Annotated in this window: 19 protein-coding genes; 14 read left to right on the forward strand and 5 right to left on the reverse strand. The window is 69.4% G+C overall.

Annotated elements, in window-relative coordinates:
- The first annotated feature begins 119 nt into the window (after window positions 1-119).
- The 10 genes from ACQP06_RS14380 to ACQP06_RS14425 all read left to right on the forward strand — a co-directional run bounded on the left by ACQP06_RS14380 (window position 120) and on the right by ACQP06_RS14425 (window position 13,400).
- The gene (locus tag ACQP06_RS14380; RefSeq protein ID WP_433672668.1) at window positions 120-2,363 is read left to right on the forward strand and encodes a SulP family inorganic anion transporter; all 2,244 of its coding nucleotides are present in this window, start codon (window positions 120-122) and stop codon (window positions 2,361-2,363) included.
- Window positions 2,364-2,576: 213 nt separating this feature from the next.
- Entirely contained in the window at window positions 2,577-4,784 is a 2,208-nt protein-coding gene (locus tag ACQP06_RS14385; protein ID WP_433672669.1) for a SulP family inorganic anion transporter, read from the forward strand.
- A gap of 238 nt (window positions 4,785-5,022) precedes the next feature.
- Window positions 5,023-5,829, forward strand: coding sequence for a (2Fe-2S)-binding protein (locus tag ACQP06_RS14390; RefSeq protein ID WP_433672670.1), 807 nt, complete (start codon window positions 5,023-5,025; stop codon window positions 5,827-5,829).
- Window positions 5,830-6,010: 181 nt separating this feature from the next.
- Window positions 6,011-8,068, forward strand: coding sequence for a threonine--tRNA ligase (gene thrS, locus ACQP06_RS14395; RefSeq protein ID WP_433672671.1), 2,058 nt, complete (start codon window positions 6,011-6,013; stop codon window positions 8,066-8,068).
- The gene (locus ACQP06_RS14400) at window positions 8,065-8,664 is read left to right on the forward strand and encodes an HIT family protein (protein ID WP_433672672.1); all 600 of its coding nucleotides are present in this window, start codon (window positions 8,065-8,067) and stop codon (window positions 8,662-8,664) included. Before thrS ends, ACQP06_RS14400 begins: the two co-directional genes overlap by 4 nt.
- A gap of 100 nt (window positions 8,665-8,764) precedes the next feature.
- Complete coding sequence (pgsA, locus tag ACQP06_RS14405; protein WP_357285293.1) at window positions 8,765-9,436, forward strand: phosphatidylinositol phosphate synthase; 672 nt, start codon at window positions 8,765-8,767, stop codon at window positions 9,434-9,436.
- 20 nt (window positions 9,437-9,456) lie between these two features.
- Window positions 9,457-10,461: a phosphatidylinositol mannoside acyltransferase gene (locus ACQP06_RS14410; protein WP_433673323.1), complete on the forward strand. Its 1,005-nt coding sequence runs from the start codon at window positions 9,457-9,459 to the stop codon at window positions 10,459-10,461.
- A complete protein-coding gene (locus ACQP06_RS14415) occupies window positions 10,458-11,582 on the forward strand; it encodes a glycosyltransferase family 4 protein (RefSeq protein WP_433672673.1) in 1,125 nt (374 codons plus the stop codon). The genes ACQP06_RS14410 and ACQP06_RS14415 overlap by 4 nt, the downstream gene beginning before the upstream one ends.
- Window positions 11,582-12,622 (forward strand): NUDIX hydrolase, encoded by a 1,041-nt coding sequence (locus ACQP06_RS14420; protein ID WP_433673324.1) that lies wholly within the window; start codon window positions 11,582-11,584, stop codon window positions 12,620-12,622. Before ACQP06_RS14415 ends, ACQP06_RS14420 begins: the two co-directional genes overlap by 1 nt.
- Before the next feature lie 109 nt (window positions 12,623-12,731).
- Window positions 12,732-13,400, forward strand: a complete 669-nt coding sequence (locus tag ACQP06_RS14425) for a hypothetical protein (RefSeq protein ID WP_433672674.1) — start codon at window positions 12,732-12,734, stop codon at window positions 13,398-13,400.
- A gap of 21 nt (window positions 13,401-13,421) precedes the next feature.
- Here the strand turns inward: ACQP06_RS14425 and ACQP06_RS14430 are convergent, their stop codons facing one another.
- Complete coding sequence (locus ACQP06_RS14430; protein WP_433672675.1) at window positions 13,422-14,699, reverse strand: hypothetical protein; 1,278 nt, start codon at window positions 14,697-14,699, stop codon at window positions 13,422-13,424.
- Between the two features lie 224 nt (window positions 14,700-14,923).
- Here ACQP06_RS14430 and pdxS point away from each other — a divergent pair, with 224 nt between their 5' ends.
- From pdxS to ACQP06_RS14445, 3 genes are all read left to right on the forward strand, one after another.
- Window positions 14,924-15,826 carry a pyridoxal 5'-phosphate synthase lyase subunit PdxS gene (gene pdxS, locus ACQP06_RS14435; RefSeq protein ID WP_357083676.1) on the forward strand — a complete coding sequence of 301 codons (903 nt, stop codon included), beginning with the start codon at window positions 14,924-14,926 and terminating at the stop codon, window positions 15,824-15,826.
- Window positions 15,827-16,165: 339 nt separating this feature from the next.
- The gene (locus ACQP06_RS14440) at window positions 16,166-17,008 is read left to right on the forward strand and encodes an MHYT domain-containing protein (RefSeq protein WP_433672676.1); all 843 of its coding nucleotides are present in this window, start codon (window positions 16,166-16,168) and stop codon (window positions 17,006-17,008) included.
- Window positions 17,009-17,097: 89 nt separating this feature from the next.
- On the forward strand, window positions 17,098-17,538 hold the full coding sequence (locus ACQP06_RS14445) for an SRPBCC family protein (protein ID WP_404204632.1): 441 nt from the start codon (window positions 17,098-17,100) through the stop codon (window positions 17,536-17,538).
- A gap of 22 nt (window positions 17,539-17,560) precedes the next feature.
- Here ACQP06_RS14445 and ACQP06_RS14450 read toward each other — a convergent pair whose 3' ends face one another.
- From ACQP06_RS14450 to ACQP06_RS14460, 3 genes are all read right to left on the reverse strand, one after another.
- Window positions 17,561-18,172 carry a hypothetical protein gene (locus tag ACQP06_RS14450; RefSeq protein WP_433672677.1) on the reverse strand — a complete coding sequence of 204 codons (612 nt, stop codon included), beginning with the start codon at window positions 18,170-18,172 and terminating at the stop codon, window positions 17,561-17,563.
- Window positions 18,173-18,242: 70 nt separating this feature from the next.
- The gene (locus ACQP06_RS14455) at window positions 18,243-19,049 is read right to left on the reverse strand and encodes a PaaX family transcriptional regulator C-terminal domain-containing protein (RefSeq protein ID WP_433673325.1); all 807 of its coding nucleotides are present in this window, start codon (window positions 19,047-19,049) and stop codon (window positions 18,243-18,245) included.
- A 53-nt stretch (window positions 19,050-19,102) separates the two neighbouring features.
- The gene (locus ACQP06_RS14460; RefSeq protein ID WP_433672678.1) at window positions 19,103-20,323 is read right to left on the reverse strand and encodes a saccharopine dehydrogenase family protein; all 1,221 of its coding nucleotides are present in this window, start codon (window positions 20,321-20,323) and stop codon (window positions 19,103-19,105) included.
- A gap of 231 nt (window positions 20,324-20,554) precedes the next feature.
- Here ACQP06_RS14460 and ACQP06_RS14465 point away from each other — a divergent pair, with 231 nt between their 5' ends.
- Window positions 20,555-21,406 (forward strand): acyl-CoA thioesterase, encoded by an 852-nt coding sequence (locus ACQP06_RS14465; RefSeq protein WP_433672679.1) that lies wholly within the window; start codon window positions 20,555-20,557, stop codon window positions 21,404-21,406.
- A 60-nt stretch (window positions 21,407-21,466) separates the two neighbouring features.
- Here ACQP06_RS14465 and ACQP06_RS14470 read toward each other — a convergent pair whose 3' ends face one another.
- Window positions 21,467-23,158, reverse strand: a complete 1,692-nt coding sequence (locus ACQP06_RS14470) for an APC family permease (RefSeq protein WP_433673326.1) — start codon at window positions 23,156-23,158, stop codon at window positions 21,467-21,469.
- Between the last annotated feature and the right edge of the window lie 127 nt (window positions 23,159-23,285).

Here is a 23,285-nt window from a genome sequence, read left to right on the forward strand (position 1 = left end):
CGCTTACCCGCGTTCTGCCAAGCGTCGTGGTTCTCCAGCCTCGCCCGCCGCTGCCTCTCGATGCCAGTACATGTTGACCGATGAACCGGGCGGCTCCGCCGTGCCGGCGAAGGAGAGATATGTCCACCGACACCGATCAGCCTCCACGGACGTCGCTTCCCGGCCCTCCGCGCCGGGACTCGTGGGCCACCCTGGTCCGCCACGACCTCCCGGCCTCGCTCGTCATCTTCCTCGTCTCGCTGCCGCTGTCGATCGGCATCGCGGTGGCCGCGGGCGCCCCCGTCGCCGCCGGACTCATCGCCGCGGTGGTGGGCGGGGTGGTCGCCGCGCTCTGCGGCGGCTCGGTGCTACAGGTCAGCGGGCCCACCGCCTCGCTGACCGTGGTGGTCGCCGAATCCATCAATCAGTTCGGCTGGGCCGCAACCTGTTTCATCACCATGCTGGCGGGCGGACTGCAGATCCTGTTCGGGCTCAGCCGGATCGCGCGCGGCGTGCTCGCCATCGCGCCGGTCGTGGTGCACGCCATGCTCGCCGGGATCGGCATCGTCATCGCCCTGCAGCAGGTGCACGTATTGCTGGGCGGTGACACCCTGACCTCGTCCTGGGCCGCCATCGCCGGGCTGCCGCACCAGCTGGCCTCGGTGAAGGCCGGCGACCTGTGCATCGGGCTGGTGGTGATCGCCATCCTGGTCGGCTGGCGGCACGTGCCCGAACCCGTGCGCAAGGTGCCCGCACCGCTGGCCGCGGTCCTGGTCGCCACCGTGCTGGCCCGGCTGCTGCCGGTGCGCGTCGAGCACATCACCATCGACGGATCGCTGCTGGACGAACTGCGGCTGCCGCAGCTGCCGCACGGCAGCTGGGCCGCCATCGCGCTGATGGCGGTGACCATCGCGCTCATCGCCAGCGTGGAGACCCTACTATCGGCCGTCGCGGTCGACCGGATGCGCCAGAACGCCACTCGCCGAACCGATCTGGATCGCGAGCTGATCGGGCAGGGCGCGGCCAACGTGGTCTCCGGCCTGATCGGCGGCCTGCCCGTGGCCGCGGTCATCGTGCGCAGCATCACCAATGTCAAAGCGGGAGCGCGCACCCGGGCCTCGACCATGCTGCACGGGCTGTGGATCCTGCTGTTCTCGGTGGCGCTGGTCGGGGTGGCGCGCTCGATTCCCAAGGCGGCGCTGGCCGGACTGCTCATCGTGGTCGGCATCCAGCTGATCAAACTGGCCCACATCCGGCGGGCCCAGCGCACCGGCGACCTGGTGGTGTACGCGGCCACCGTGTTCGTGGTGGTGTTCTGGAATCTGTTGCTGGGCATGGTCGTTGGTCTCGCCCTGGCCTTCGCGCTGCTGCTGTGGCGGGTGGTGCGGGTGACGGTGACCGCCGAGGAGGTCGGGCTGGGCGGGACCGACGCCGTGCGCTGGCGGGTCACGGTGGACGGCAGCTTCACCTTCCTGGCCTTACCCGAGCTCACCAGTGAACTCGCCAAGGTGCCCCCGAACGCCGATGTGGTGCTGGAGATGACGGTCGACTTCATGGACCACGCCGCCTACGACGCCTTACAGGAATGGGTGGACCAGCATCGCGCCGACGGCGGCACGGTCGAGTTCATCGAGGTCGGCGCGGTCCGCATGGCCGATGCCGCGGCCGGTCCGTCGGCGCGCGGGCATTCGCGGCACCTGCTCAACGAGGTGCTCGGGCCGTGGCGGCGCACCGCCACCGATGTGGACCCGATCGTCGCGGGTGTGGCGGCCTACCACCGCAGTCACGCACATGTCATGCGGCCACACCTGGGTGTGCTGCGCGACGGGCAGGAGCCGGACTCGCTTTTCGTCACGTGCGCCGACTCGCGCATCGTGCCGAACGTGATCACCAACAGCGGACCCGGGGATCTGTTCACGGTGCGCAACGTGGGCAATCTGATTCCGCGTGACGCCCAGGACTCGTCCATGGAGGCCGCGCTGATCTACGCCCTCGACAAGCTCGATGTGCGCTCGGTGGTGGTGTGCGGGCACTCCGGATGCGGCGCGATGGGCGCCCTGCACAGTGAACTGGTCACCGGGTCGCAGCTCGACGACTGGCTCGCGCACGCCCGGCCCAGCCTGGACCGGTTCCGGCTCGGGCACCCGGTCGGAACAGCCGCCGCCGCAGCCGGATTCGGTCCGGTCGACCAGCTCGGCATGGTGAACGTGGCGGTGCAGCTGGAGACGTTGTACGCGCATCCGGTGGTGCGGCGCGGGGTCGAGGAGCGCGGGGTGGTGCTGTCGGGGTTGTTCTTCGACATCGCCACGGCACGGGTGGTGGAGGTCACCGTCGACGGGATCGCGGAGATCGACGGCGTGGGGAGGGAGGCCCAGCCCGCGTGAGGCGCGTGTGATTTGCGGTGTTGGTGTGGGTTTTCGGGCAAAAGGGGCGTGAATCCGGCAGGATTCACCCCCTTGTTACGTTGGGCGGCAGTTTTTCTCAGACTTTGCTAAGACTTTACCTTTAGCCTGGCCTTTGCTCGTCCGGTGAGTGCGCGGCCAACGCCGTCCGCGGTCTTTATTCGATGCCCCTGTACATGCTCGCTGAGGAGCGATATGTCTCGCGACACCGATTCACCGCCAGGTAGATCCAATGGCAGGCTCGACAGCCTGCTGCGTCATGATCTGCCTGCATCCCTCGTAGTTTTTCTCGTCGCCTTGCCGTTGTCACTCGGCATCGCGGTCGCGTCCGGCGCGCCCATCGCGGCCGGACTCATCGCCGCCGTGGTCGGCGGTATCGTGGTCGGCCTGCTCGGCGGTTCCCCGCTACAGGTCAGCGGCCCCGCGGCCGGTCTGACGGTCGTCGTCGCCGAAACCATCACCCAGTTCGGTTGGAAGACGGCGTGTTTCATTACCGTCCTGGCCGGTCTGCTCCAGATTCTGTTCGGGCTCAGCCGAATTGCCCGCGCCGCCCTGGCCATCGCACCCGTCGTGGTGCACGCCATGCTGGCCGGAATCGGCATCACCATCGCGCTGCAGCAGCTGCATGTGCTGCTCGGCGGCGCGTCCCATAGTTCGGCCTGGCAGAACGTGATTCAGCTCCCCGGCGAGCTGACCAACATCCACGGCGACGACTTCCTGGTCGGCGTGGTCGTGATGGCCATCATGTTCGGCTGGAAGTACGTGCCCGGCAAGGTGAAGGTGCTGCCCGGCCCGCTGGTCGCGGTCGTCGTCGGCACCGTGCTGTCGCTGGTGCTGCCCGGCTCCCCGGAGCGAATCGTGTTGAGCGGCTCGCTGTTCGACGCCATCGGCCTGCCCGGAATGCCGTCCGGCAACTGGGGCGCGGTCGTGCTCGCCGCCCTGACCATCGCTCTGATCGCCAGCGTGGAGAGCCTGCTGTCGGCGGTCGCGGTGGACAAGATGCACACCGGCCCGCGCACCAACTTCGACCGCGAACTGATCGGTCAGGGCGCGGCCAACATGATCTCCGGCACCCTGGGCGGTCTGCCCGTCACCGGCGTGATCGTGCGCAGTGCCACCAATGTGCAGGCCGGGGCCCGCTCCCGCGCCTCCGCCCTGATGCACGGCGTCTGGGTGCTGGTGTTCTCGGTCGCGCTGGTCGGACTGGTACAGCAGATTCCGAAGTCGGCGCTGGCCGGTCTGCTCATCGTGGTCGGCGTGCAGCTGGTGAAGCTGGCCCACATCAAGCTGGCCCGCCGCACCGGCGACCTGCTGGTGTACGTGGTGACCGTGCTCGGCGTGGTGTTCCTGAACCTGCTCGAGGGCGTCATCATCGGCCTGGTCCTGGCCTTCGGACTGCTGCTCTGGCGCGTCGTGCGCGTGTCGGTGACCGCGGGCGAGGTCGCCGGTACCGATCGCTGGCTGGTCAGCATCGACGGCACCTGCACCTTCCTGGCGCTGCCGAAACTGTCCGCGGAACTGGGCAAGGTCCCGACCGGTGCGGACGTGCTGGTCGAACTGAGCGTCGACTTCCTCGACCATGCCGCCTACGAGGCCATCCACGACTGGGCCAACCAGCACGAGAACACCGGCGGCACAGTCGAATACGTGGAACTCGGCACCGCCCGCATGGCGCATGCATTGGAGGGTCCGCCGGTCCGCGGCCGCGCCCGCACCCTGCTCGACGACGTGCTGCGCCCCTGGCGCGAGGACGACGGCAACCCGATCACCCACGGCGTGGCCGCCTTCCACCGCCGCAACGCCCACGTGGTGCGCCCGCACCTCGACGAGCTACGCAACGTCCAGAACCCGCACTCGCTCTTCCTGACCTGCGCGGATTCGCGGATCGTGCCCAACGTGATCACCAATACCGGACCCGGTGATCTGTTCACGATCCGCAATGTCGGCAACTTCGTGGTCCCCGGCGGCCGCGACACCTCCATCGAGGCGGCGCTGTCGTTCGCCATCGAGGAACTACGCGTCGACAATGTCGTGGTCTGCGGCCACTCCGCCTGCGGGGCGATGAAAGCCCTGGTCGCGGGCGGACCCACCGGACCCGGCCTGGGCAACTGGCTGGTCCACGGCCGCGCCAGCCTGGACCGCTTCCACCCCGACGACCCGGTCGCCGCCGCGGCCGCCCGGGCCGGATACGGCGTGGACGATCAGCTCTCCATCGTCAATGTGGCGGTCCAGCTGGACACCCTGCGGGCCCACCCCGTGGTCCGGCGCGCCATGGCCGAACACGGCCTGCAGATCAAGGGCCTGTTCTTCGACATCGGCACCGCCCGGGTGCTCGAGGTGACCTCGGCGGGCATCCGCGAGATCGACGCCCCCGAGCTATCGGCCTTGGCGCACACCCACTGATCGGCCCACACCGAGCGCGCGGGCGCGGGCTTCCCCACCGGGGAATGCCCGCGCCCGCACCGTTTTCGGCGCGTCGGCCGCGTGCCCGCGGGCGCGCGCCGTACGCTGAGCGCGCCTCGCGGTGAACGCGAGTTGATCGGGTGCGCCGGAGGTCGCGGGGGAGCCGTCCACTTCGGCGCGGAAACGTGACATCGTGGGTAGTAATCACCGTGAACGGCCGGATCGGAGTCGAATGGAAATGGTTGCGCAGCCCCCCGTTTCACAGGCCCTCGTGCCGGGCACCGACCTGCTACGCCCGGAGTGGCTGGCCGAACGGATCGCCGATATGGGGATCTCGTGGGGGACTGCCGACTCGCGGGTCTCGGGGACCCTGTGGTGGTGCATGGCCGCCTCGTCCCTGGTGGACCCGATAGTCGCGGCGATCGCCAGCGAATCGCCCGCCTTCGACCCCGCGCTCGAGCGCATCGTCCTCGAGATCCGGCCGGACGGCGGCGTCGAACGGGTGCTGGGCGAACCGCACGGCTACCGGATCGCCGCCCACCTGCTCGCCCTCGGCGCTGACGCGGTGCCCGCCCCGGACGCTGCCGCCGCCTCGCTCCCGGATCCGCTGACGCCCGCACCGACCGGTGTCGCCGAGTCCGACGTCCCCGCCGCCAACCTCGAAGGCTGCGCCTCGGGACCCGAAAGCGGTTGCGCGACAGCATCTGTCGGTCACGCGCTGCGCCACACCCTGTCCCGGGTGATCCCCGTGGTCGCCGAGGTCTCCGGCGCGGGCGTGGCCGCCCTGTGGGCGATCGTGGCCGACGCCATCGGCAATCGCGCCCTCGACATCGGCGCCGAGGAAGCCGGTGCGCGGCTGGCCCGCGATGTGGCCGGACGCCTCCCGGTGCCCCGATTCCAGGACGTCGGCGGCCGCACCTTCGTGCGCCGCATTTCCTGCTGCCTGGTCTTCGAGGTACCCGGCTGCACCATGTGCACCAGCTGCCCCAAGCGCCCCGCCGCCGAGCGCGAGGTCCTGCTCGCCGAGGTCGCCGCGCGCGGCTGACGGCGCGGGCGGGGCCGAACACCCTGGGGCGCAGGGGTGGTCCATCGGCGCGCGGGGACAACCGTGCCGATAGAGTGGTGGCCGCCGGGGCTCTGCCCTTCACGAGGGGGGTGCCCGGTCGTCATGTCCAACCTGTACGGCGGATGGATCGCCGCCGTGAAACGCCTAGGAGTGTCCAGCCGTGACCACCTCACCCCAGCAGACCCCAGTCGCCCGCGTCCGGGTCACGGCTGGGACTACCGCCGGGGCCGCGGTGCGTGAGGCGGACCTGCCGAGCAAGGGCGCGAACGCGGTGCTCGTGGTGCGCGACGCCGAGGGCGCGCTCAAGGACCTGACCTGGGTGCCCGAGCTGGACACCGAGGTGGAGGTCGTCACCGCCGATTCCCCCGACGGCCGCAATGTGATCCGGCACTCGGCCGCGCATGTGCTGGCCCAGGCCGTGCAGCAGGAGTTCCCCGAGGCCAAGCTGGGCATCGGCCCGTACATCAAGGACGGCTTCTACTACGACTTCCAGGTCGACCGTCCCTTCACCCCGGAGGATCTGGCCAAGCTGGAGTCCCGGATGAAGAAGATCATCAAAGGCGCGCAGCGGTTTTCGCGCCGGGTGGTCGAGATCGACGAGGCCCGGGTCGAACTGGCCAAGGAGCCGTTCAAGCTGGAGCTCATCTCCGACAAGTCGGGCATCGACGATCCGGAGGTCATGGAGGTCGGCGGCAAAGAGCTGACCATCTACGACAACCTGGACCCGCGCAGCGGCGAGAAGATCTGGGGCGATCTGTGCCGCGGCCCGCACCTGCCGACCACCAAGTACATTCCCGCGTTCAAGCTGACCCGCTCCTCGGCCGCCTACTGGCGCGGTGACCAGTCCCGTGAGGACCTGCAGCGCATCTACGGCACCGCCTGGGAGTCCACCGAGGCCCAGGACGAGCACCTGCGCCTGCTGGAAGAGGCCGAGAAGCGCGACCACCGCAAGCTCGGCCTGGAACTGGACCTGTTCTCCTTCCCCGACGAGCTGGGCTCGGGCCTGCCGGTGTTCCACCCCAAGGGCGGCATCATCCGCAAGGAGCTCGAGGACTACTCGCGCCGCCGCCACACCGCCGCCGGCTACGAGTTCGTCAACACCCCGCACATCACCAAGGGCCACCTCTTCGAGGTCTCGGGCCACCTGGACTGGTACCGCGACGGCATGTTCCCGGCCATGCACCTGGACGCCGAACTCAACGAGGACGGCACCGTCCGCAAGCCCGGCCAGGACTACTACGTCAAGCCGATGAACTGCCCGATGCACAACCTGATCTTCCGGTCGCGCGGGCGCTCCTACCGTGAACTGCCGCTGCGCATGTTCGAGTTCGGCTCGGTCTACCGCTACGAGAAGTCCGGCGTCGTGCACGGCCTGACCCGGGTGCGCGGCATGACGCAGGACGACGCGCACATCTACTGCACCAAGGAGCAGATGCACGCGGAGCTCACCTCCACGCTGCAGTTCGTGCTCTCGCTGCTGCGCGACTACGGCCTCGACGACTTCTACCTGGAGCTCTCCACCAAGGACCCGAAGAAGTTCGTGGGCTCCGACGAGCTGTGGGAGGAGGCCACCGAGACCCTGCGCAAGGTGGCCACCGACTCCGGTCTGGAGCTGGTCCCGGATCCGGGCGGCGCCGCGTTCTACGGCCCGAAGATCTCCGTGCAGGCCAAGGACGCGCTGGGCCGCACCTGGCAGATGTCGACCATCCAGCTCGACTTCAACCTGCCCGAGCGCTTTGAGCTCGAGTACACCGGCTCCGACGGCGCCAAGCACCGCCCGGTCATGATCCACCGTGCGCTGTTCGGTTCCATCGAGCGCTTCTTCGGCGTGCTCACCGAGCACTACGCGGGCGCGTTCCCGGCGTGGCTGTCGCCGGTGCAGGTGGTCGGCATCCCGGTCGCCGAGGCGTTCGCCGAGCACCTGGACAAGGTGATCGAGCAGTTGCAGGACAACGGGATTCGCGCCGAGCTCGACCGCAGCGACGACCGCATGCAGAAGAAGATCTTCAACCAGACCGCGCAGAAGGTGCCGTTCATGCTGCTGGCCGGCGCGCGCGACGTGGAGGGTGACGCGGTCAGCTTCCGCTTCCGCGACGGCACCCAGGTCAACGGCGTGCCGGTGGCCGACGCGGTCGCCACCGTCGTGGACTGGGTGCAGCGGCGGGAGAACAGCTCGCCGACCGCGGAGGGCTTCGAGATCCGCAAGGCGGGTCGATGAGCGAAGCATTCGTGCCCGTGCCCGAGCAGATCGTGGACACCGGTGCGGGGGATCCGGATCGCCTGCAGCGGTTGTGGACCCCGTACCGGATGTCCTACATCACCGGTGAGGCCGAGGATCGCGACACCACGGCCGAGCCGAAGGCCGACGCGCCCAAGAAGACCGGGCACCCCTTCACCGACATCCCCGGGATGTCGGACGAGGACGGGCTGATCATCGCGCGCGGTGAATCGGTGTACGCGGTGCTGAACCTGTACCCGTACAACCCCGGCCACATGATGGTGGTGCCCTACCGTCGCGTCGCCAACCTGGAGGACCTGACCGCCGCGGAGAGCGCCGAGCTGATGGCGTTCACGCAGCAGGCGATCCGGGTGATGAAGCAGGTGTCGCGGCCCGAGGGCTTCAATGTCGGGCTGAATCTCGGTGGCGTTGCCGGGGGTTCACTCGCCGATCATCTGCATCAACATATCGTGCCGCGCTGGAGTGGGGACGCGAACTTCATTACCGTCGTCGGCGGAGTGAAGGTGATGCCGCAGCTGCTCCGGGAGACCCGGGCGCTGCTGGCACAGGCGTGGAAGGAAGCGGATTCGGCATGAGCGGGTCAGGCCCGGAGGCGGTAGCGCAGCGTGACCATGGAGGGCTCCCGCTCATGCCCGAAGGGCACCGCATGAGCGGGAGTGGCCGGGAGTTCGTAGCGTGCTGAGCTTCTTCGGTCGCGAGACGTTCGCCAAAGCGACCGCGCCCCTGGGCAAAGCGCTGGTGAGCACGGGGCTGACGCCCGACGCCATGACGCTCATCGGCACCACCGCCTCGATCGCCGCGGCGGTGACGCTGTTCCCGGCCGATCACCTGTTCTGGGGAACCATGGTGATCTGGCTGTTCGTCATGTTCGACATGCTGGACGGCGCCATGGCCCGCGCGCGCGGCGGCGGCACGAAATACGGTGCGGTGCTGGACGCCACGTGTGACCGCGTGGCCGATGGCGCCATCTTCGCGGCGCTGGCCTGGTGGGCGGTGTACACCGAGCACTCGAAGCACCTGTTCGTGGCGACGCTGGTGGTGCTGGTGACCTCGCAGGTCATCTCCTACGCCAAGGCGCGTGCGGAGGCCAGCGGGCTCTCGGCGGACGGCGGCCTGATCGAGCGGCCCGACCGGCTGGTCATCGTGCTGGTCGGCGCCGGACTCACCGGTATCGGCGGCTATTTCGGCATCGAATGGCTGTCGTACGCGGTGTATGTCGCCATGTACATCCTCGCCGTGCTCAGCATCATCACCGTCTTCCAGCGTGTGCTGGCGGTTCGCAATTCGCCCGGCGCCCGCGACATCATCGCCCCCGCGGCGCAGGCCCCGGAGGAACCGCAGCGGTGACAACCGATTTCACGTCCGCGATGACCGACAAGGCATACGCGGCCGGATGGCGACTGGTCCGCGCCCTGCCCGAGCGCACCGCGCGCCGCCTGTTCGACCGGGGCGCGGACTTCGCCGCCCGCAAGGCGAACAAGGCCGCGCGCCGGGGCAATCCGAACCAGCTGCGCAAGAACCTGGCGCGGGTGCTCGGCGTCACGCCGGACCTGGTGCCGGACAGCCTGATCCGCGACAGCATGCGGTCCTATGCCCGCTACTGGCGTGAGGCGTTCCGGCTGCCGTCGATGGACCACACCGCGCTGGGCAAGTCGCTGCGCGTGGCGGGCATCGAGCACCTCGACGCCGCGCTGGCCCGCGGCAAGGGCGTGCTGCTGGTGCTGCCGCATTCGGGCAACTGGGATATGGCCGGGGTCTGGCTGGTCCAGAACTACGGCCAGTTCTCCACCGTCGCCGAGCGTTTGAAGCCGGAGTCGCTGTTCGAGCGGTTCGTCGAATACCGGGAGAGCCTCGGCTTCGAGGTGTTCCCGCTGACCGGCGGTGAGCAACCGCCGTTCCCGCAGTTGGCGGATCGGTTGCGGGACAACAAGATCGTGTGCCTGATGGGCGAGCGCGACATCACCGGCAAGGGCGTGCCCGTCACGTTCTTCGGCGAGGACAGCTGGCTGCCGGCGGGCGCGGCCAAGCTCGCCCAGGACACCGGGGCGGCGCTGCTGCCCGTGCACTGCTGGTTCACCGTCGACGCCGACGGCCGCGAAGGCTGGGGCATGCGGGTGTTCGAGGCCCTGGATCTGGCGGGCGGCATGGCCCCCGCCACCCAGGCGCTGACCGACGTGTTCGCGGCCAATATCGCCGCCCATCCGGCCGACTGGCACATGTTGCAGCCGGTGTGGAAGAGTGATTTGTCGCAGGCCAGGCTGGATCGCATCGCGGCCGCGCAGCAGGCGCTGGGCTCTCGGGAGCAGCGGGCATCGGGCTCTGAGGAGCAGCGGGCATTGGGCTCTGAGGAGCCGGGGACAGGGGCACTATGAAGATCGGCATGGTCTGCCCGTACTCGTTCGATGTTCCGGGCGGGGTGCAGTCGCATGTCGTGGAGCTGGCGCAGGTGCTCATCGAGCGCGGCCACAAGGTGAGCGTGCTCGCGCCCGCCGCCGACGACACGCCGCTGCCCGACTTCGTGGTCTCCGCCGGTAAAGCGGTCGCGATCCCCTACAACGGGTCGGTCGCGCGACTGTCCTTCGGGCCCACCGCCTACACCCGCATCCGGCGCTGGATCGCCGACAACGACTTCGACGTCCTGCACATCCACGAACCCAACGCGCCCAGCCTGTCCATGCTCGCGTTGAAGATCGCGGAGGGGCCGATCGTGGCCACCTTCCACACCTCGACCACGAAATCGCTGGTGCTGAGCACTTTCCAGGGCGTGCTGCGGCCGTACCACGAGAAGATCAGCGGCCGGATCGCGGTGAGCGAGCTGGCCCGGCGCTGGCAGGTGGAGGCGCTGGGCGGCGACGCGGTCGAGATCCCCAACGGGGTCGACGTGCCCGCGTTCGCGCACGCGCCGCTGCTCGACGGCTACCCGAAGCCAGGCAAGTCGGTGCTGTTCCTGGGCCGATTCGACGAACCGCGCAAGGGCATGGAGGTCCTGCTGGGCGCGCTGCCCGAACTGGTTCGGCAGCATCCCGGCGTGGAGATCCTGATCGTCGGGCGCGGTGACGAGGACCGGTTGCGCCGCGAGGCCGGGGAGAACGCGGGACACCTGCGGTTCCTGGGTCAGGTCACCGATGCCGAGAAGGCCTCGGCCATGCGCAGCGCCGACGTGTACGTCGCGCCCAACCTGGGTGGCGAGAGCTTCGGCATCGTGCTGGTGGAGGCCATGGCCGCCGGAACCGCCGTGGTGGCCAGTGACCTGGACGCCTTCCGCCGGGTGCTGCGCGACGGCACCGCGGGCATGCTGGTACCGGTCGGCGACTCCGCGCGGCTGTCGGCGGCGATCAGCGCCATGCTCACCGACGACGAGCGGCGCGAGGAGTACATCCGCACCGCCAATCAGGTTGTCGGCGAATACGATTGGCCGGTCGTGGCCGAGCAGATCCTGCGGGTGTACGAGACCGTCACCGTCGGCGACGTGCGCGTCAGGACCGCCGGATGATCACTTTCTCCGCGACGACCATTCTGGTTCTCGCGCTCATCGCGGCGGCCGTCATCGCCGCCGCGGTCTGGGCGTACACCACCGCCAACCGCCTCGACCGGCTGCACGTGCGCACCGACCAGGCCCGCCACGCGCTGGACGCGGCGCTGGCCCGGCGCGCGGTCGTCGCGCGGTCGGTGGCGACCACGCTCGCCGGTCTCTACGATCCGGCGCTGGTCGAGCAGGCGCGGCGGTTGACCGCGCTGGCCGACCGCGCCGAACGCTCCAATTGGCGCGACCGCGAGACCGTCGAGAACCAGCTCGCCGCCGCGCTGTCCGCGGTCGACATCGCGTTGCTGCCGCCGCAGCTGGTGGCCGAGCTCGCCGACGCCGAGGCACGGGTGCTCATCGCCCGCCGCTTCCACAACGACGCCGTCCGCGACACCCTCGCCCTGCGCACCCGGCGCCTGGTCCGGTGGCTGCACCTCGGCGGTACCGCGCCGCTGCCGGTGTACTTCGAGATCGCCGAACGGGTCACCGCGGCCGCCTCGACCGGCCTCGAGGTCGACACCGTCCGGACCTCGGCCCGCGTGGTGCTGATCGACGAGCAGGATCGGGTCCTGCTGTTGCAGGGCGTCGACCCGAAGGTCCCGGATGTGCCGTTCTGGTTCACCATCGGCGGCGGTGTTGATCCGGGGGAGACGCTGCGCGAGGCCGCGATCCGCGAACTCTACGAGGAGACCGGTCACGCCGCCGACTCGTCGGCGCTGCGCGGTCCGCTGTGGCGTCGCGTCGCGGTGTTCCCGTTCAACGGGGAGCTGATCCGCTCCGAGGAACTCTTCTTCGCCCTGCGTGCCAAGAGTTTCGACCCGGTCCCCACCAACCTGAACTTCGTCGAACGCCGCTCCATCACCGGCAACAAGTGGTGCACCCCCACCGATATCGCCCACCTCGACCACTCGGGCGAAACGGTGTACCCGTACCACCTCGATCACCTGCTCGCCGAGGCGATCACCGCCGCCGACTCCGACGCCGATCCCGAAGTCCGTTCCATCCGCTGACCCCGGGCGCGTCCGCTGGGTGGGACCGCGGGCGCGAACCCCGTCCGCCGGAGCCGATCCGCGGTTACGGTGGGCCGATCAATGGTGATCTGTGGCAAGGACTTACGGCATGAAGTTGATGTACGCGTTGTGGGGTGCGGATCTGGGGGAGCGGCTGCGGGGCGAGCAGCTGCGCAAGGAGCTGACCGGGCTGGGCGTCAGCGCCTTGCAGGTGAACGTCCGGGACGCCGACGTGGAGGCCGCCCAGGTGCGGCACACCACCTATGACGCGCCGATCGACGCCATCGTCAGCGTGTGGACCGAGGGTGACCACGAGGCCGTGACCGCCGCGCTGCGGGCGGTGGCCGACGACGTCAACGGGTGGGTCGTGCACGAGCGCCGACCGATCGAACCGCCCGAGGTCGCCGACGGCGAGCGCACCGACGCCCTGGCCAATATCGCCATCCTGCGCATCCCCGAGAACCTCACCCGCGAGGAGTGGCTGCACAACTGGCACGTCCTGCACACCCCGGTGGCCATCGAGACCCAGGACACCTTCGGCTACGTGCAGAACACCGTCGCCCAAGCCCTCACCGAGGGCAAGCAGGTCGACGCGCTCGTCGAGGAACTGTTCCCGATGGCCGCCATGACCAGCGCGCACGCCTTCTACGGCAGCGGCGGCGACGACGCCGAACTGCAGCGCCGGGTCACGGCCATGATGGAGAGCGTGGTCCGGTTCGGGGCGCACCTGAACCTGGATCTCGTCCCCACCAGCCGCTACTTCTATCAGCTGGGCTGAACGCTCACCGATCTCGAGCGCTCAGCCGAAGAACGAACTGCGCACCGGGCCCGGTGAATTCACCGGGTTCCGGGAGCCCAGCAGCCAGGTGTCCCGGGTCGCGGCGACGAAATCGGCCAGGACCTGGTCGGGGTCGGGCGGAGTACGGTCGTCGCCCGAGTCCGGGGTGCCGTCGGCCTTCACGATCTCGCGCGCGATCTCGGACTCCGGGCGGGCATCGGCGGGCACCGATTCCGGGCCATTGCCGCCCAGGCGGGTGTTCGGGGCCCACGGTTCCACCGCTGTCTGGCACAGCAGGCCGCTGATGTCGGCGGCCACCGCCGACGGCCGGACCCAGTAGGTGGCGTGCTCGAACAGGATCTGCCCGGACGCGCGGGTGGTGAGGGCGCGGCTCAGGTCGGGGTCCAGGTCGGCGAGGGAGTAGGCCACGACGAGCGTGTCCGTCCGATCCGGCGTGAACTCGACCACCGGCAGACCGAGCAGTTCCGCCGCGGCCAGGCCGATGATCCGGTCGGACCGGTCCGGCAGCAATGACACCGAGGACGGCGTGAGCCCGGCGGAGCGGAGGATCACAGCGAGCCGGTCGAGGGTGTGGCGGCACAGTTCGAGCCGGTCACCCAGGTACGCCCACCGGCCGGTCATCCCGGCGTCGAAGCCGTAGGGCGACAGGGTCGCCAGGTAGCCCCCGGTGAGCGTGTAATGCCAGCCGCGCAGGTCGGCGCCGTCCAATGAGCTGACCGGGGCGACCCGGTCGGCGCGGAGCAGCATCCGGTGCACCCGGTCGCGGGCGGGCAGCCAGTCCTCGTCCTCGGGGGCGGCCAGCCGCGCGAATTCGGTGCGGGCGCGGTCCAGATCGCCCGCCAGGATCGAGTCGTATGTCAGCAGGTACCGCTCTGGGTAGGGGCGCAGGATCGATTCGTGCGCGAGCAGCGCCTCGACCGCCTCGGCGTGGCGGTGCTCGTCCTCGAACGCGTAGACCAGTTCGGAGAGGGCCAGATTGGGTTTGGTGGTGCCGGCGCGCAGGGCCTCCCGCAAGGCCGGGATCGCGGCGAACGGCACACCGTATTCGATGCACTCGTAGCCGAAGACGGTCCAGGCATCGGGGTTGTCCGGCGCTCCCGCGGCGGCGCGTGCGGCCTCCGCGAGTTTGTCCAGGTCGGCTCGGTCCGCCAATTCGGCTGTGATCGAGGCCATTTCATGGACCGGGAGGGTGTCGGCGATCATCCGCAGCGTGCGTGCCGCGCCGCTCACATCGTCCGCGGCGAGCAGCGCGCGGACCTCGTGCAATTCACTTGTCATCGTCCTCGATCCTGGCGGGCGGGACGTGTTCGGGCAAACGAGTATTTGCGGCGCGGTAGCCCTGGAATTGTGACGCCCGTCATTCCGGTGCAGGTAGGCAGTCCAGTCGTGTCGGACTGGCTATGAAGTGGCCTGAACCCGCAGCCTAGAATCGTGGTGTTCGATTCCGAGCCGGTGTTCGATTTCAAACGATCCGATTGGCCCACATGACCCAGGAGTTTGCCGTGACCTCGCCTGACACCACCCCCACGATCGGTACCGCCCGCGTCAAGCGCGGCATGGCCGAGATGCTGAAGGGCGGTGTGATCATGGATGTCGTCACGCCGGAGCAGGCCAAGATCGCCGAGGACGCCGGCGCGGTCGCCGTCATGGCGCTCGAGCGGGTCCCGGCCGACATCCGCGCTCAGGGTGGCGTGTCCCGCATGTCGGATCCGGACATGATCGACGGCATCATCAACGCCGTCTCCATCCCGGTCATGGCCAAGGCCCGGATCGGCCACTTCGTCGAGGCGCAGATCCTGCAGTCGCTCGGTGTCGACTACATCGACGAGTCCGAGGTGCTGACCCCCGCGGACTACGCCAACCACATCGACAAGTTCGCCTTCACCGTCCCGTTCGTGTGTGGCGCCACCAACCTGGGCGAGGCGCTGCGCCGCATCACCGAGGGCGCGGCCATGATCCGCTCCAAGGGTGAGGCCGGCACCGGCGACGTCTCCAACGCCACCACTCACATGCGCACCATCCGCGCCGAGATCCGCCGCCTGACCTCGCTGTCCAAGGACGAGCTGTACGTGGCCGCCAAGGAACTGCAGGCCCCCTACGAGCTGGTGTGCGAGGTCGCCGAGACCGGCAAGCTGCCCGTCGTGATGTTCACCGCCGGTGGCATCGCCACCCCCGCCGACGCCGCCATGATGATGCAGCTCGGCGCCGAGGGCGTCTTCGTCGGCTCCGGCATCTTCAAGTCCGGCAACCCGGCCGAGCGCGCCGCCGCCATCGTCAAGGCCACCACCTTCCACGATGACCCCGACGTCCTGGCCAAGGTCTCCCGCGGCCTGGGTGAGGCCATGGTCGGCATCAATGTCGAGGAGATCCCGCAGCCCCACCGCCTCGCCGAGCGCGGCTGGTGATCCTCGCCGAGCGCGGCCGGTAATCGACTCGGCCGCAGCCTGATTCACACCGCCGGGTGGTCCTCGTGACCACCCGGCGGTTTTTCATTGTGCGCGAGGGACTTTCGGCCCTATTGAGTTTGCGGGGTGGGTGCTAGCTGTCAAGGGCGGCAGACGTGGCGCGCGGGCGGGCGGGGAATCGCCCATACCGGTGGCTACCTGCGTGCATACCGTCCAGCAAACTGTGATCGCTTTTCGGGCAGTGGGGTTCGGCAAATTTACTACCTGGTGTTTCGTGGCTAGTGTTCGGCTGATTCACCGGTGAACAGTCAAATATCGTGTTTCTGGCAAGGAGCCCGCATGCTGGCGATCGACCATTTCACCTATGGCTGGTTGACACCCGTTCTGGCCTATGTCATGTCCGTCACCGGCTCGTTGCTGGCACTGCGGTGTATGGTGCGGGCGCGGAATCAGCAGGGGCACGGCGGGTGGATCGTCACTGGGGCGATCGCGCTCGGTGGGACCGGGATCTGGGTCATGCATTTCATCGCGATGCTCGGGTTCTCGGTGCAGGACAGCACTATTCGATACAACGTGCCGATCACACTGCTCAGTGCCGCCATCGCGATGGGGGTGGTGTGGCTGGGGCTGTACATCGTCGTGCATCAGCACGGGGAGGCGTTCGCGTTGATCACCGGCGGCACCATCACGGGGCTCGGGGTGGGGGCGATGCACTACTCGGGGATGTACGCGATGAAGACCGATGCGATGGTGGCATACGACCCGTGGGTGGTGTTGCTGTCCATCGTGATCGCGGTGGTCGCCTCCATCGCGGCGCTCTGGTTCACGCTGCACGTGAGCGGCATCGTCTCCACGGTCAGTGCCGCGCTCATCATGGGTGTCGCGGTGTGCGGCATGCACTACACGGGGATGTTCTCCATGCACGCGCACGTGGCGGCGCACATGCACGCGCCGTCGGGGGCGCAGCCCGCGCAGCTGCTGACGCCGTTGATCATCGCGGTCAGCATGGCGACCATGATCCTGCTGTTCCAGGTCGGGATCACCGAGATCGACGAGCCGGACCTGAGCCGCATCCGCGGGCAGTACGCCAGCCGATTCTGGCCCGCGCGCCGCGCCGGGAGCCCGCCCATGGCCGACGAGTACCCCACCGACACCTTCGACGCCCGGCATCGGCAGTGGTGAGACACACCGCGACGGTCGTGGCCCGACGGTCGAGACGTTGATCTCATGAACGCCCGCATCGCTCCGCACACCCCGGGGAAAGGACCGTCATGCCCGCCGCGATCCGCACGGTGACCATCGCCCGCCCGATCGACCAGGTCTTCGCGTTCTTCGCCGATGCCACCAACAGCGCGCGGTGGCGCGGTGGCGTCAAGGAGATCACCGCCGAAGGCGAGCCGGCCGTGGGCACCGTCTATCGCCAGACGATCTCCGGGCCGGTCGGGCGCGGTATCTCCGCCGATGTCGAGATCACCGAGTTCCTGCCGAACCGGACGGTGGTGCTGCACGGCATCGCCGGACCGCTGCGGCCCACTGTCACCTACACATTCGTGCCGGTCGGAGAGGCGGCCACCGAAGTGACGTTCTCACTGTCGGCGCAGTTGTCCGGTTGGAAGAAGCTGCTCATGAGCGGACCGGTCCAGAGGACGATGACCGCGGACGTCTCGGGCCTGGATCGCGCCAAGACGCTGCTCGAAACCGGGGCGGCGTAAGGCTCTTCGGTCAGGCCCCGGCTCAACCGGCCTGGACGGCCGGGCGGTCCGGGTGGTCCCAGGCGACGAGGACGTCGGCTCGTTCGGGGTGCTCGCGCTGGAATTCCAGCAGCCCGTCCACGGTGAACCCCTGCTCCGGATCGGTCCGCCGCCGCAGCGCCCCCTCCGACATGCGCAGGGCGACAGTCAGATCGAAGTCCAGGCCCCGGCCCAGCAGCATGGGACCGGCGACGAACAGCACCGTCGAGTCGGCGGCGTCCCGAATCCGGGCGCGGGCCGACCGGTCGGTGCGCTCATTCCACAAGGCGGGCAGGTATCGCCCGCTGTCGCGAAGCGATTTCACGACTTCGCGATTCACGGCGGCGTAGTCGAACCAGCCTGTTCGATAGGTGAATTCGCTGTCCCGGTCGTACTCCAGTCGCACCGACGCCGGTCGTACGAAATCGTGCAGCGAGATCACCTCGGCCGGCCGGCCCCGCGTCCGCAGCGCTTCGGCGACACCGGTCGCCACCGTCAGCGGCTCGGCGGCATCCGCACCGTCCACCGCCACGACCACATTGCCCGGCAGCGTTCCGGCCCGGTCGGCGATCAGCGCCAGCAGCGCATCAGGTGTGAGTGCGGTGAAATCGGGCACGCATCCATCTTGCTGGAGGCCGGGCGCCGTGCGGTGGCGGGGCCGTGGTCTCCGGGCAGCTGATCCTTCGCTATGCGCCGGTGATCTCTGCGACCACCTCGGTGTACCAGCCGAAGAGCCGGATCGGCGGTAGGGGAGCGGCGTCGAGTTCGCGCCAGCAGTCGGCGACGGCGGCGCGGGCGCGCGCGCCGATCCAGTTCGGGGGCAGCAGTTCCGGGGGAAGCAGGGGGTCGGGGTCGACGGCGAGGTCGAATTCGACTGCCAGCGCGACCGCGAGGGTGAGTTGCTCGGTCGGTGTCGCGGTGCGCAGGGCGGTCAGCGTCTGTTCGGCGAAGGACAGGAGTCGTTCGTGCCCGGCGGCGATCCGGTCCAGCGGCCACAGCCGCGCCGCCAGCTCGGTGGCGTCGGTGATGCCGCCGAAGGACAGATCGGTGGTGGTGAGTGTGGTGAGCCGGTCGCCGATGCCGAGTGTGGTTGCGACCCGGGTGATTCGGTCCTCCCAGGGGTGGGGCGTGACGTACAGCCCGCCCTGGATGGGTGCGCCGCCGTGGTACACGAGGGCCTCGCGGATGGCGTCGCGCGCCTGCCGGTCGGATTCGGGGACGGCGAAGGCGGCCAGGTGCCAGACGCCGTCCCAGCCGACCTGTCCGCGGTCCTGGGCGTAGGCGAAGCGCAGGAACTCCGAGCCGGGTTCGAGGGCGGCGCGGGTCTCGGCGGTGGCGTGCAGGGTGGCTTTGCGGCCGCGGCCCTCGTGGGTGAAGCGGCCCTCGGCGACCAGGCGTTTGATGCACAGCCGCACCTGCTGGTCGGTCATGCCGAGCACGGCCGCGACATCGTAGAGTTCGCCGGCGTCGATGGTGGCGTCCTCGCGGATCATGCTCTCCACGAGGGTGCGCGTCGGAATCTCCGTCGCCGGGATCGGGCCGTCCACTAGGCGCTCCTCGGGGTGGGTGTCGCGACCGGTTCGGATTCGACGAGCACCGGCGACCCGCCGCCGAACGCCCGGCCCAGGTCGGTGAAGAACCGGCGGGCGTCGATGACGGTTTCGGGTGGATGCACGCCCGCCCGCCGGGCGGTGCCGTCGATGACCTGGGACATGCCCAGCGCCAACGGGATCCCGGTCGCCTGTGCCATATCGCCGAACAGTTTATCGACGCCGCCCGCCCACCCCGGGTCCAGGTGCGCGAGGACCCGGTGTTCGCGTCCGGCGCGTTCCCCGGTGAGCGCGGCGAAGAAGGGCGGCAGGGTCCCCGGCCCTTTCGCCAGCAGTGCGGTCGGGGCCGAGCGGGTCAGCCGCCGCAGGGTGGGCCGGGCGAGCTCCCGCGCGGCACCCTCATTGGTGAGCAGGCCCGCGTCGAGGTCGCGGCGCAGCGTGTCGAGGTAGGCGAGGGTCCACGGTGTCACGACCATGAGATTGGCGGCGTCGCCGACCGGTTTCAGGCTGCGGTGCAAGGTGATCGGCTCGGGATGGCCCACGGTGTACGCGGTGCCGTGCCGCCCACCGGGCAGGGTGAGCTCGACCGGGCGCAGGGGCCGCTGCGCGAGCAACCGGCCCGCTGTCACGGCCGTGATGCTGCCGCTGGCCTGCTGCATCCAGTGCACGGCCGCCGCGGTCGGGTGGCCGTCGGCGAGCAGTCCGTCCTCGGGTCCCGAGTCCGGAACATCCACGGGCCAGGCGGTATACGCGTCGAACACGGTGTCCAGTTCGGCCGCCGCCAGCGCCGCGAGCAGATTGCTGATGCCCGGGCTGGCCCCCATCCCCACCACCGCGCACACTCCGGCCGCGCGGGCGTCCGGATCGAGGTCGAGCATGTCGACCGTCGGTTCCCAGTCGTCGCAGATATCGAGATAGTGAGTGCCGGTGTCGATCGCGGCCCGCAGGACGGCCGGACCGAAACGGTAATAGGGGCCCACGGTGTTCAACACCAGATCCGCCCGGGTGAGCGCCGCGCGCAAGGCGGGTTCGTCGGTGATGTCGAGAGCCAGCGCCGAGACAGGGACGGGCGCGTCCGCGAGCCGCCCGGCGGCACGGGCGGCGGCGTCACCGTCGCGATCGGCGATCACCAGCCGTTCCACGCCGAGCATCCGGGCGGCGGTCTCGACGGCGGCCGCGCCCATCGCGCCCGCCGCACCCAGGGCGAGGACCTTCATGGCGTACTCCTTGTTCGGAACTCAATGGTTCGGGGGATGGCCGGCGTACTGGCGCAGCGCGCGCGATCACCAATCCGCCGACCGACAACACCAGGGCGGCAACGCAACTGGCGGCGAGGAGGGCGCGCGACTTCCACGACATGAATCTATCGTATCAGAAACGTTCGTTGTGAATTCAATAGATTATTGCGGTTGTTAGCCTGAGCGGGACAAACGCGAAGGGACGGTTGCATGGCGACGATCGAAGAGGCGCTCGAAATCGAGCAACTCGAACGCGACATCTTCCGCGGCGCGTCCACCAAGACGCAGCTGCCTCGCACTTTCGGCGGGCAGGTGGCCGGACAGGCGCTGGTGGCGGCCGTGCGCACGGTGGATCCGCACTATCAGGTGCATTCGCTGCACGGGTACTTCCTGCGGCCCGGCAACCCGGAGCGGCCCACCGTCTACATGGTGGAACGCATCCGTGAAGGTCGCTCCTTCTCCACCCGCCGGGTGACCGGGGTGCAGAACGGCGAGGCCATCTTCACCATGTCGGCGTCGTTCCATGTGGGCGACGAGGGCCCGGAGCATCAGGACGAGATGCCGACCGTGCCGCCGCCGTGGGACCTGCCCGACGCCAAGGAGTCCATGAGCCCGGAACGGCTGTGGGCCATGCGCGAATGGGAGCACTGGGACATCCGCACCATCCCGCAGGACGAGGTGGACCGCCGCGGCGGCCTGGCCGCCCAGCAGCAGGTGTGGTTCCGCTACCGGCACGCGCTGCCCGACGACCCGCTGTTCCACGTGTGCACGCTCGCCTACATGAGCGATATGACCCTGCTCGGCTCCTCGAAGGTCATCCACCCCGACGAGCCCACCCAGAACGCCTCGCTCGACCACGCCATGTGGTTCCTGCGCCCGTTCCGCGCCGACGACTGGCTGCTCTACGACCAGCAGTCGCCCTCGGCGGGCGCCGGCCGGGCGCTGACCGGCGGCCGGATCTGGAACCAGGCCGGGGAACTGGTGGCGGTCGTCATGCAGGAGGGGCTGACCCGCACCCTGAAGGATCCGCAGGCGCAGTCGTACCCGCCCGGAACCGCCTGAGCGACAGACGAATCGAGCGCGCCGCCGGTGGAATCCGGCGGCGCGCTCGCTGTTTCGGGGTCAGGCGGTCTGCACCCGCAGGTGACACACCACGGTGTCGGTCATCGTGCGCAGCTCCCGTTCCAGTTCGTCGCTGCGATGGCTGGGCAGCACGTGATTCCACCCGGCGGGCGGCTCGACCTCCGCGATCACCACCACCTTGCGGCGTCCGGTGAAATGGTCGGCGACATAGCGCGCCACCGGGCCGCCGACGGTCGAGTCACCGTCCTCGAGCAGCACCAGGCGCACGTCCGGATGCCAGGACTCCCATTCCTTGGTGAAGACGGTGATGTTCTCGCCCGGCAGGCATACGTGCACCGCGGTCACGTCCCGGCCCAGCGACATCGCCGCCGAGAGCGCCTCACGGCTGAGCTCCGACACCTCCGACACCGGCACCACGATCGCGGTCTCGGTGGCCTTCGGCTCGGCGGGCACGCAGCCCGCGCCCCGGCAGCCGTCGATGCGGGTGTAGATGGTGCGAATCCGTTCCATGGCGACCACCAGCAGCGGCAGCACCACCACGATCAGCCACGCGCCCTCGGTGAATTTCATTGCGGTGGTGACGATCAGCGCCACGAAGGTGAGGATCGCGCCGAACCCGTTGAGCGCCGCCCGCCACCGCCAGCCCGCGGTGCGCCCGCCCAGCCAGTGCCGGACCATGCCGACCTGGGCGATGGTGAAGCCCACGAACACGCCGATCGCGAACAGCGGCACCAGGGCGTTCATATCGCCGCCGGACGCGGTCAGCAGCACCGCCGACGAGACGCCCAGCGCCAGGACGCCGAAGCGGTACACCTGCCGCTGCGAACGCACCGCGAACCGGTGCGGCAGGCAGTTGTCGTCGGCCAGGATCTTGGTCAGCGTGGGCAGGCCGCCGTAGGAGGTATTGGCCGCGAGGGCCAGCAGGACGACGGTCGCGAACTGGACGATGTAGTAGGCGACGCCGTGGCCGAGCGCGGCCTCGGTCAGCTGCGACAGCACCGTTTCGCCCTCGACCGGGTGAATGGCGAACTTCCCGATCAGCGTGGCCAGGCCGATCAGCATGATGCCGAGCAGCACGCCCAGCGCGACCTCGGCCCGCTGCGCCCGCTTGACCTTCGGCTCCGCGAAGCTGGGCACCGCGTTGGCGATCGCCTCGACACCGGTCAGCGCCGCGCACCCGCTGGAGAAGGCCTTGAGCAGCAATAGGATTCCGATGGTGCGCGCGTTCTCGGCGACGGCCGCCCCGGTGGTCACGGTCGCCGGTTCCGACCGCAGCAGCCCGGCGACGATGACGGTGAAGATGCCCAGCACGAACACGACGGTCGGGGCCATGAACGCGCGGGCGCTCTCGCGGATGCCGTACAGATTGAGCACGGTGATGGCGGCCAGCACGGCCAGGCAGATCCACACCGTGTAGGGGAACAGCTGTGGGAACGCGGAGGTCAGCGCCGCCACGCCCGCGGCGATGGAGACCGCGACATTGAGGACGTAGTCCACGATCAGTGACGCCGCGGCCACCAGACTGGTCCGCCGCCCGAGCCGCGCCTTGGCCACCGCGTACGCGCCGCCGCCGTTCGGGAAGGCCGCGATGACCTGCCGGTAGGACGCGATCAGTACGGCCAGCAGCACCACGATGGCCAGCGTCACCGGCAGCGTGAAGCCGAGTCCGGCCGCGCCCGCCGCGGCCAGCACCAGCACGATCGCCTCGGGTCCGTAGGCGACCGAGGCCATGGCGTCGAGCGACAGCCCGGCAAGTCCGGTGGCGACGGTCAGTCCGTGCCGGGTGCGCCCGGAACGCGGCGGCGGAGCGTCGACTCCGCCGCGCGGTCCGGGCGAGGTTTGCGGAAGCACATCAGTC

Source organism: Nocardia sp. CA-136227 (genome assembly GCF_050955695.1).
Classification (GTDB): Bacteria; Actinomycetota; Actinomycetes; order Mycobacteriales; family Mycobacteriaceae; genus Nocardia.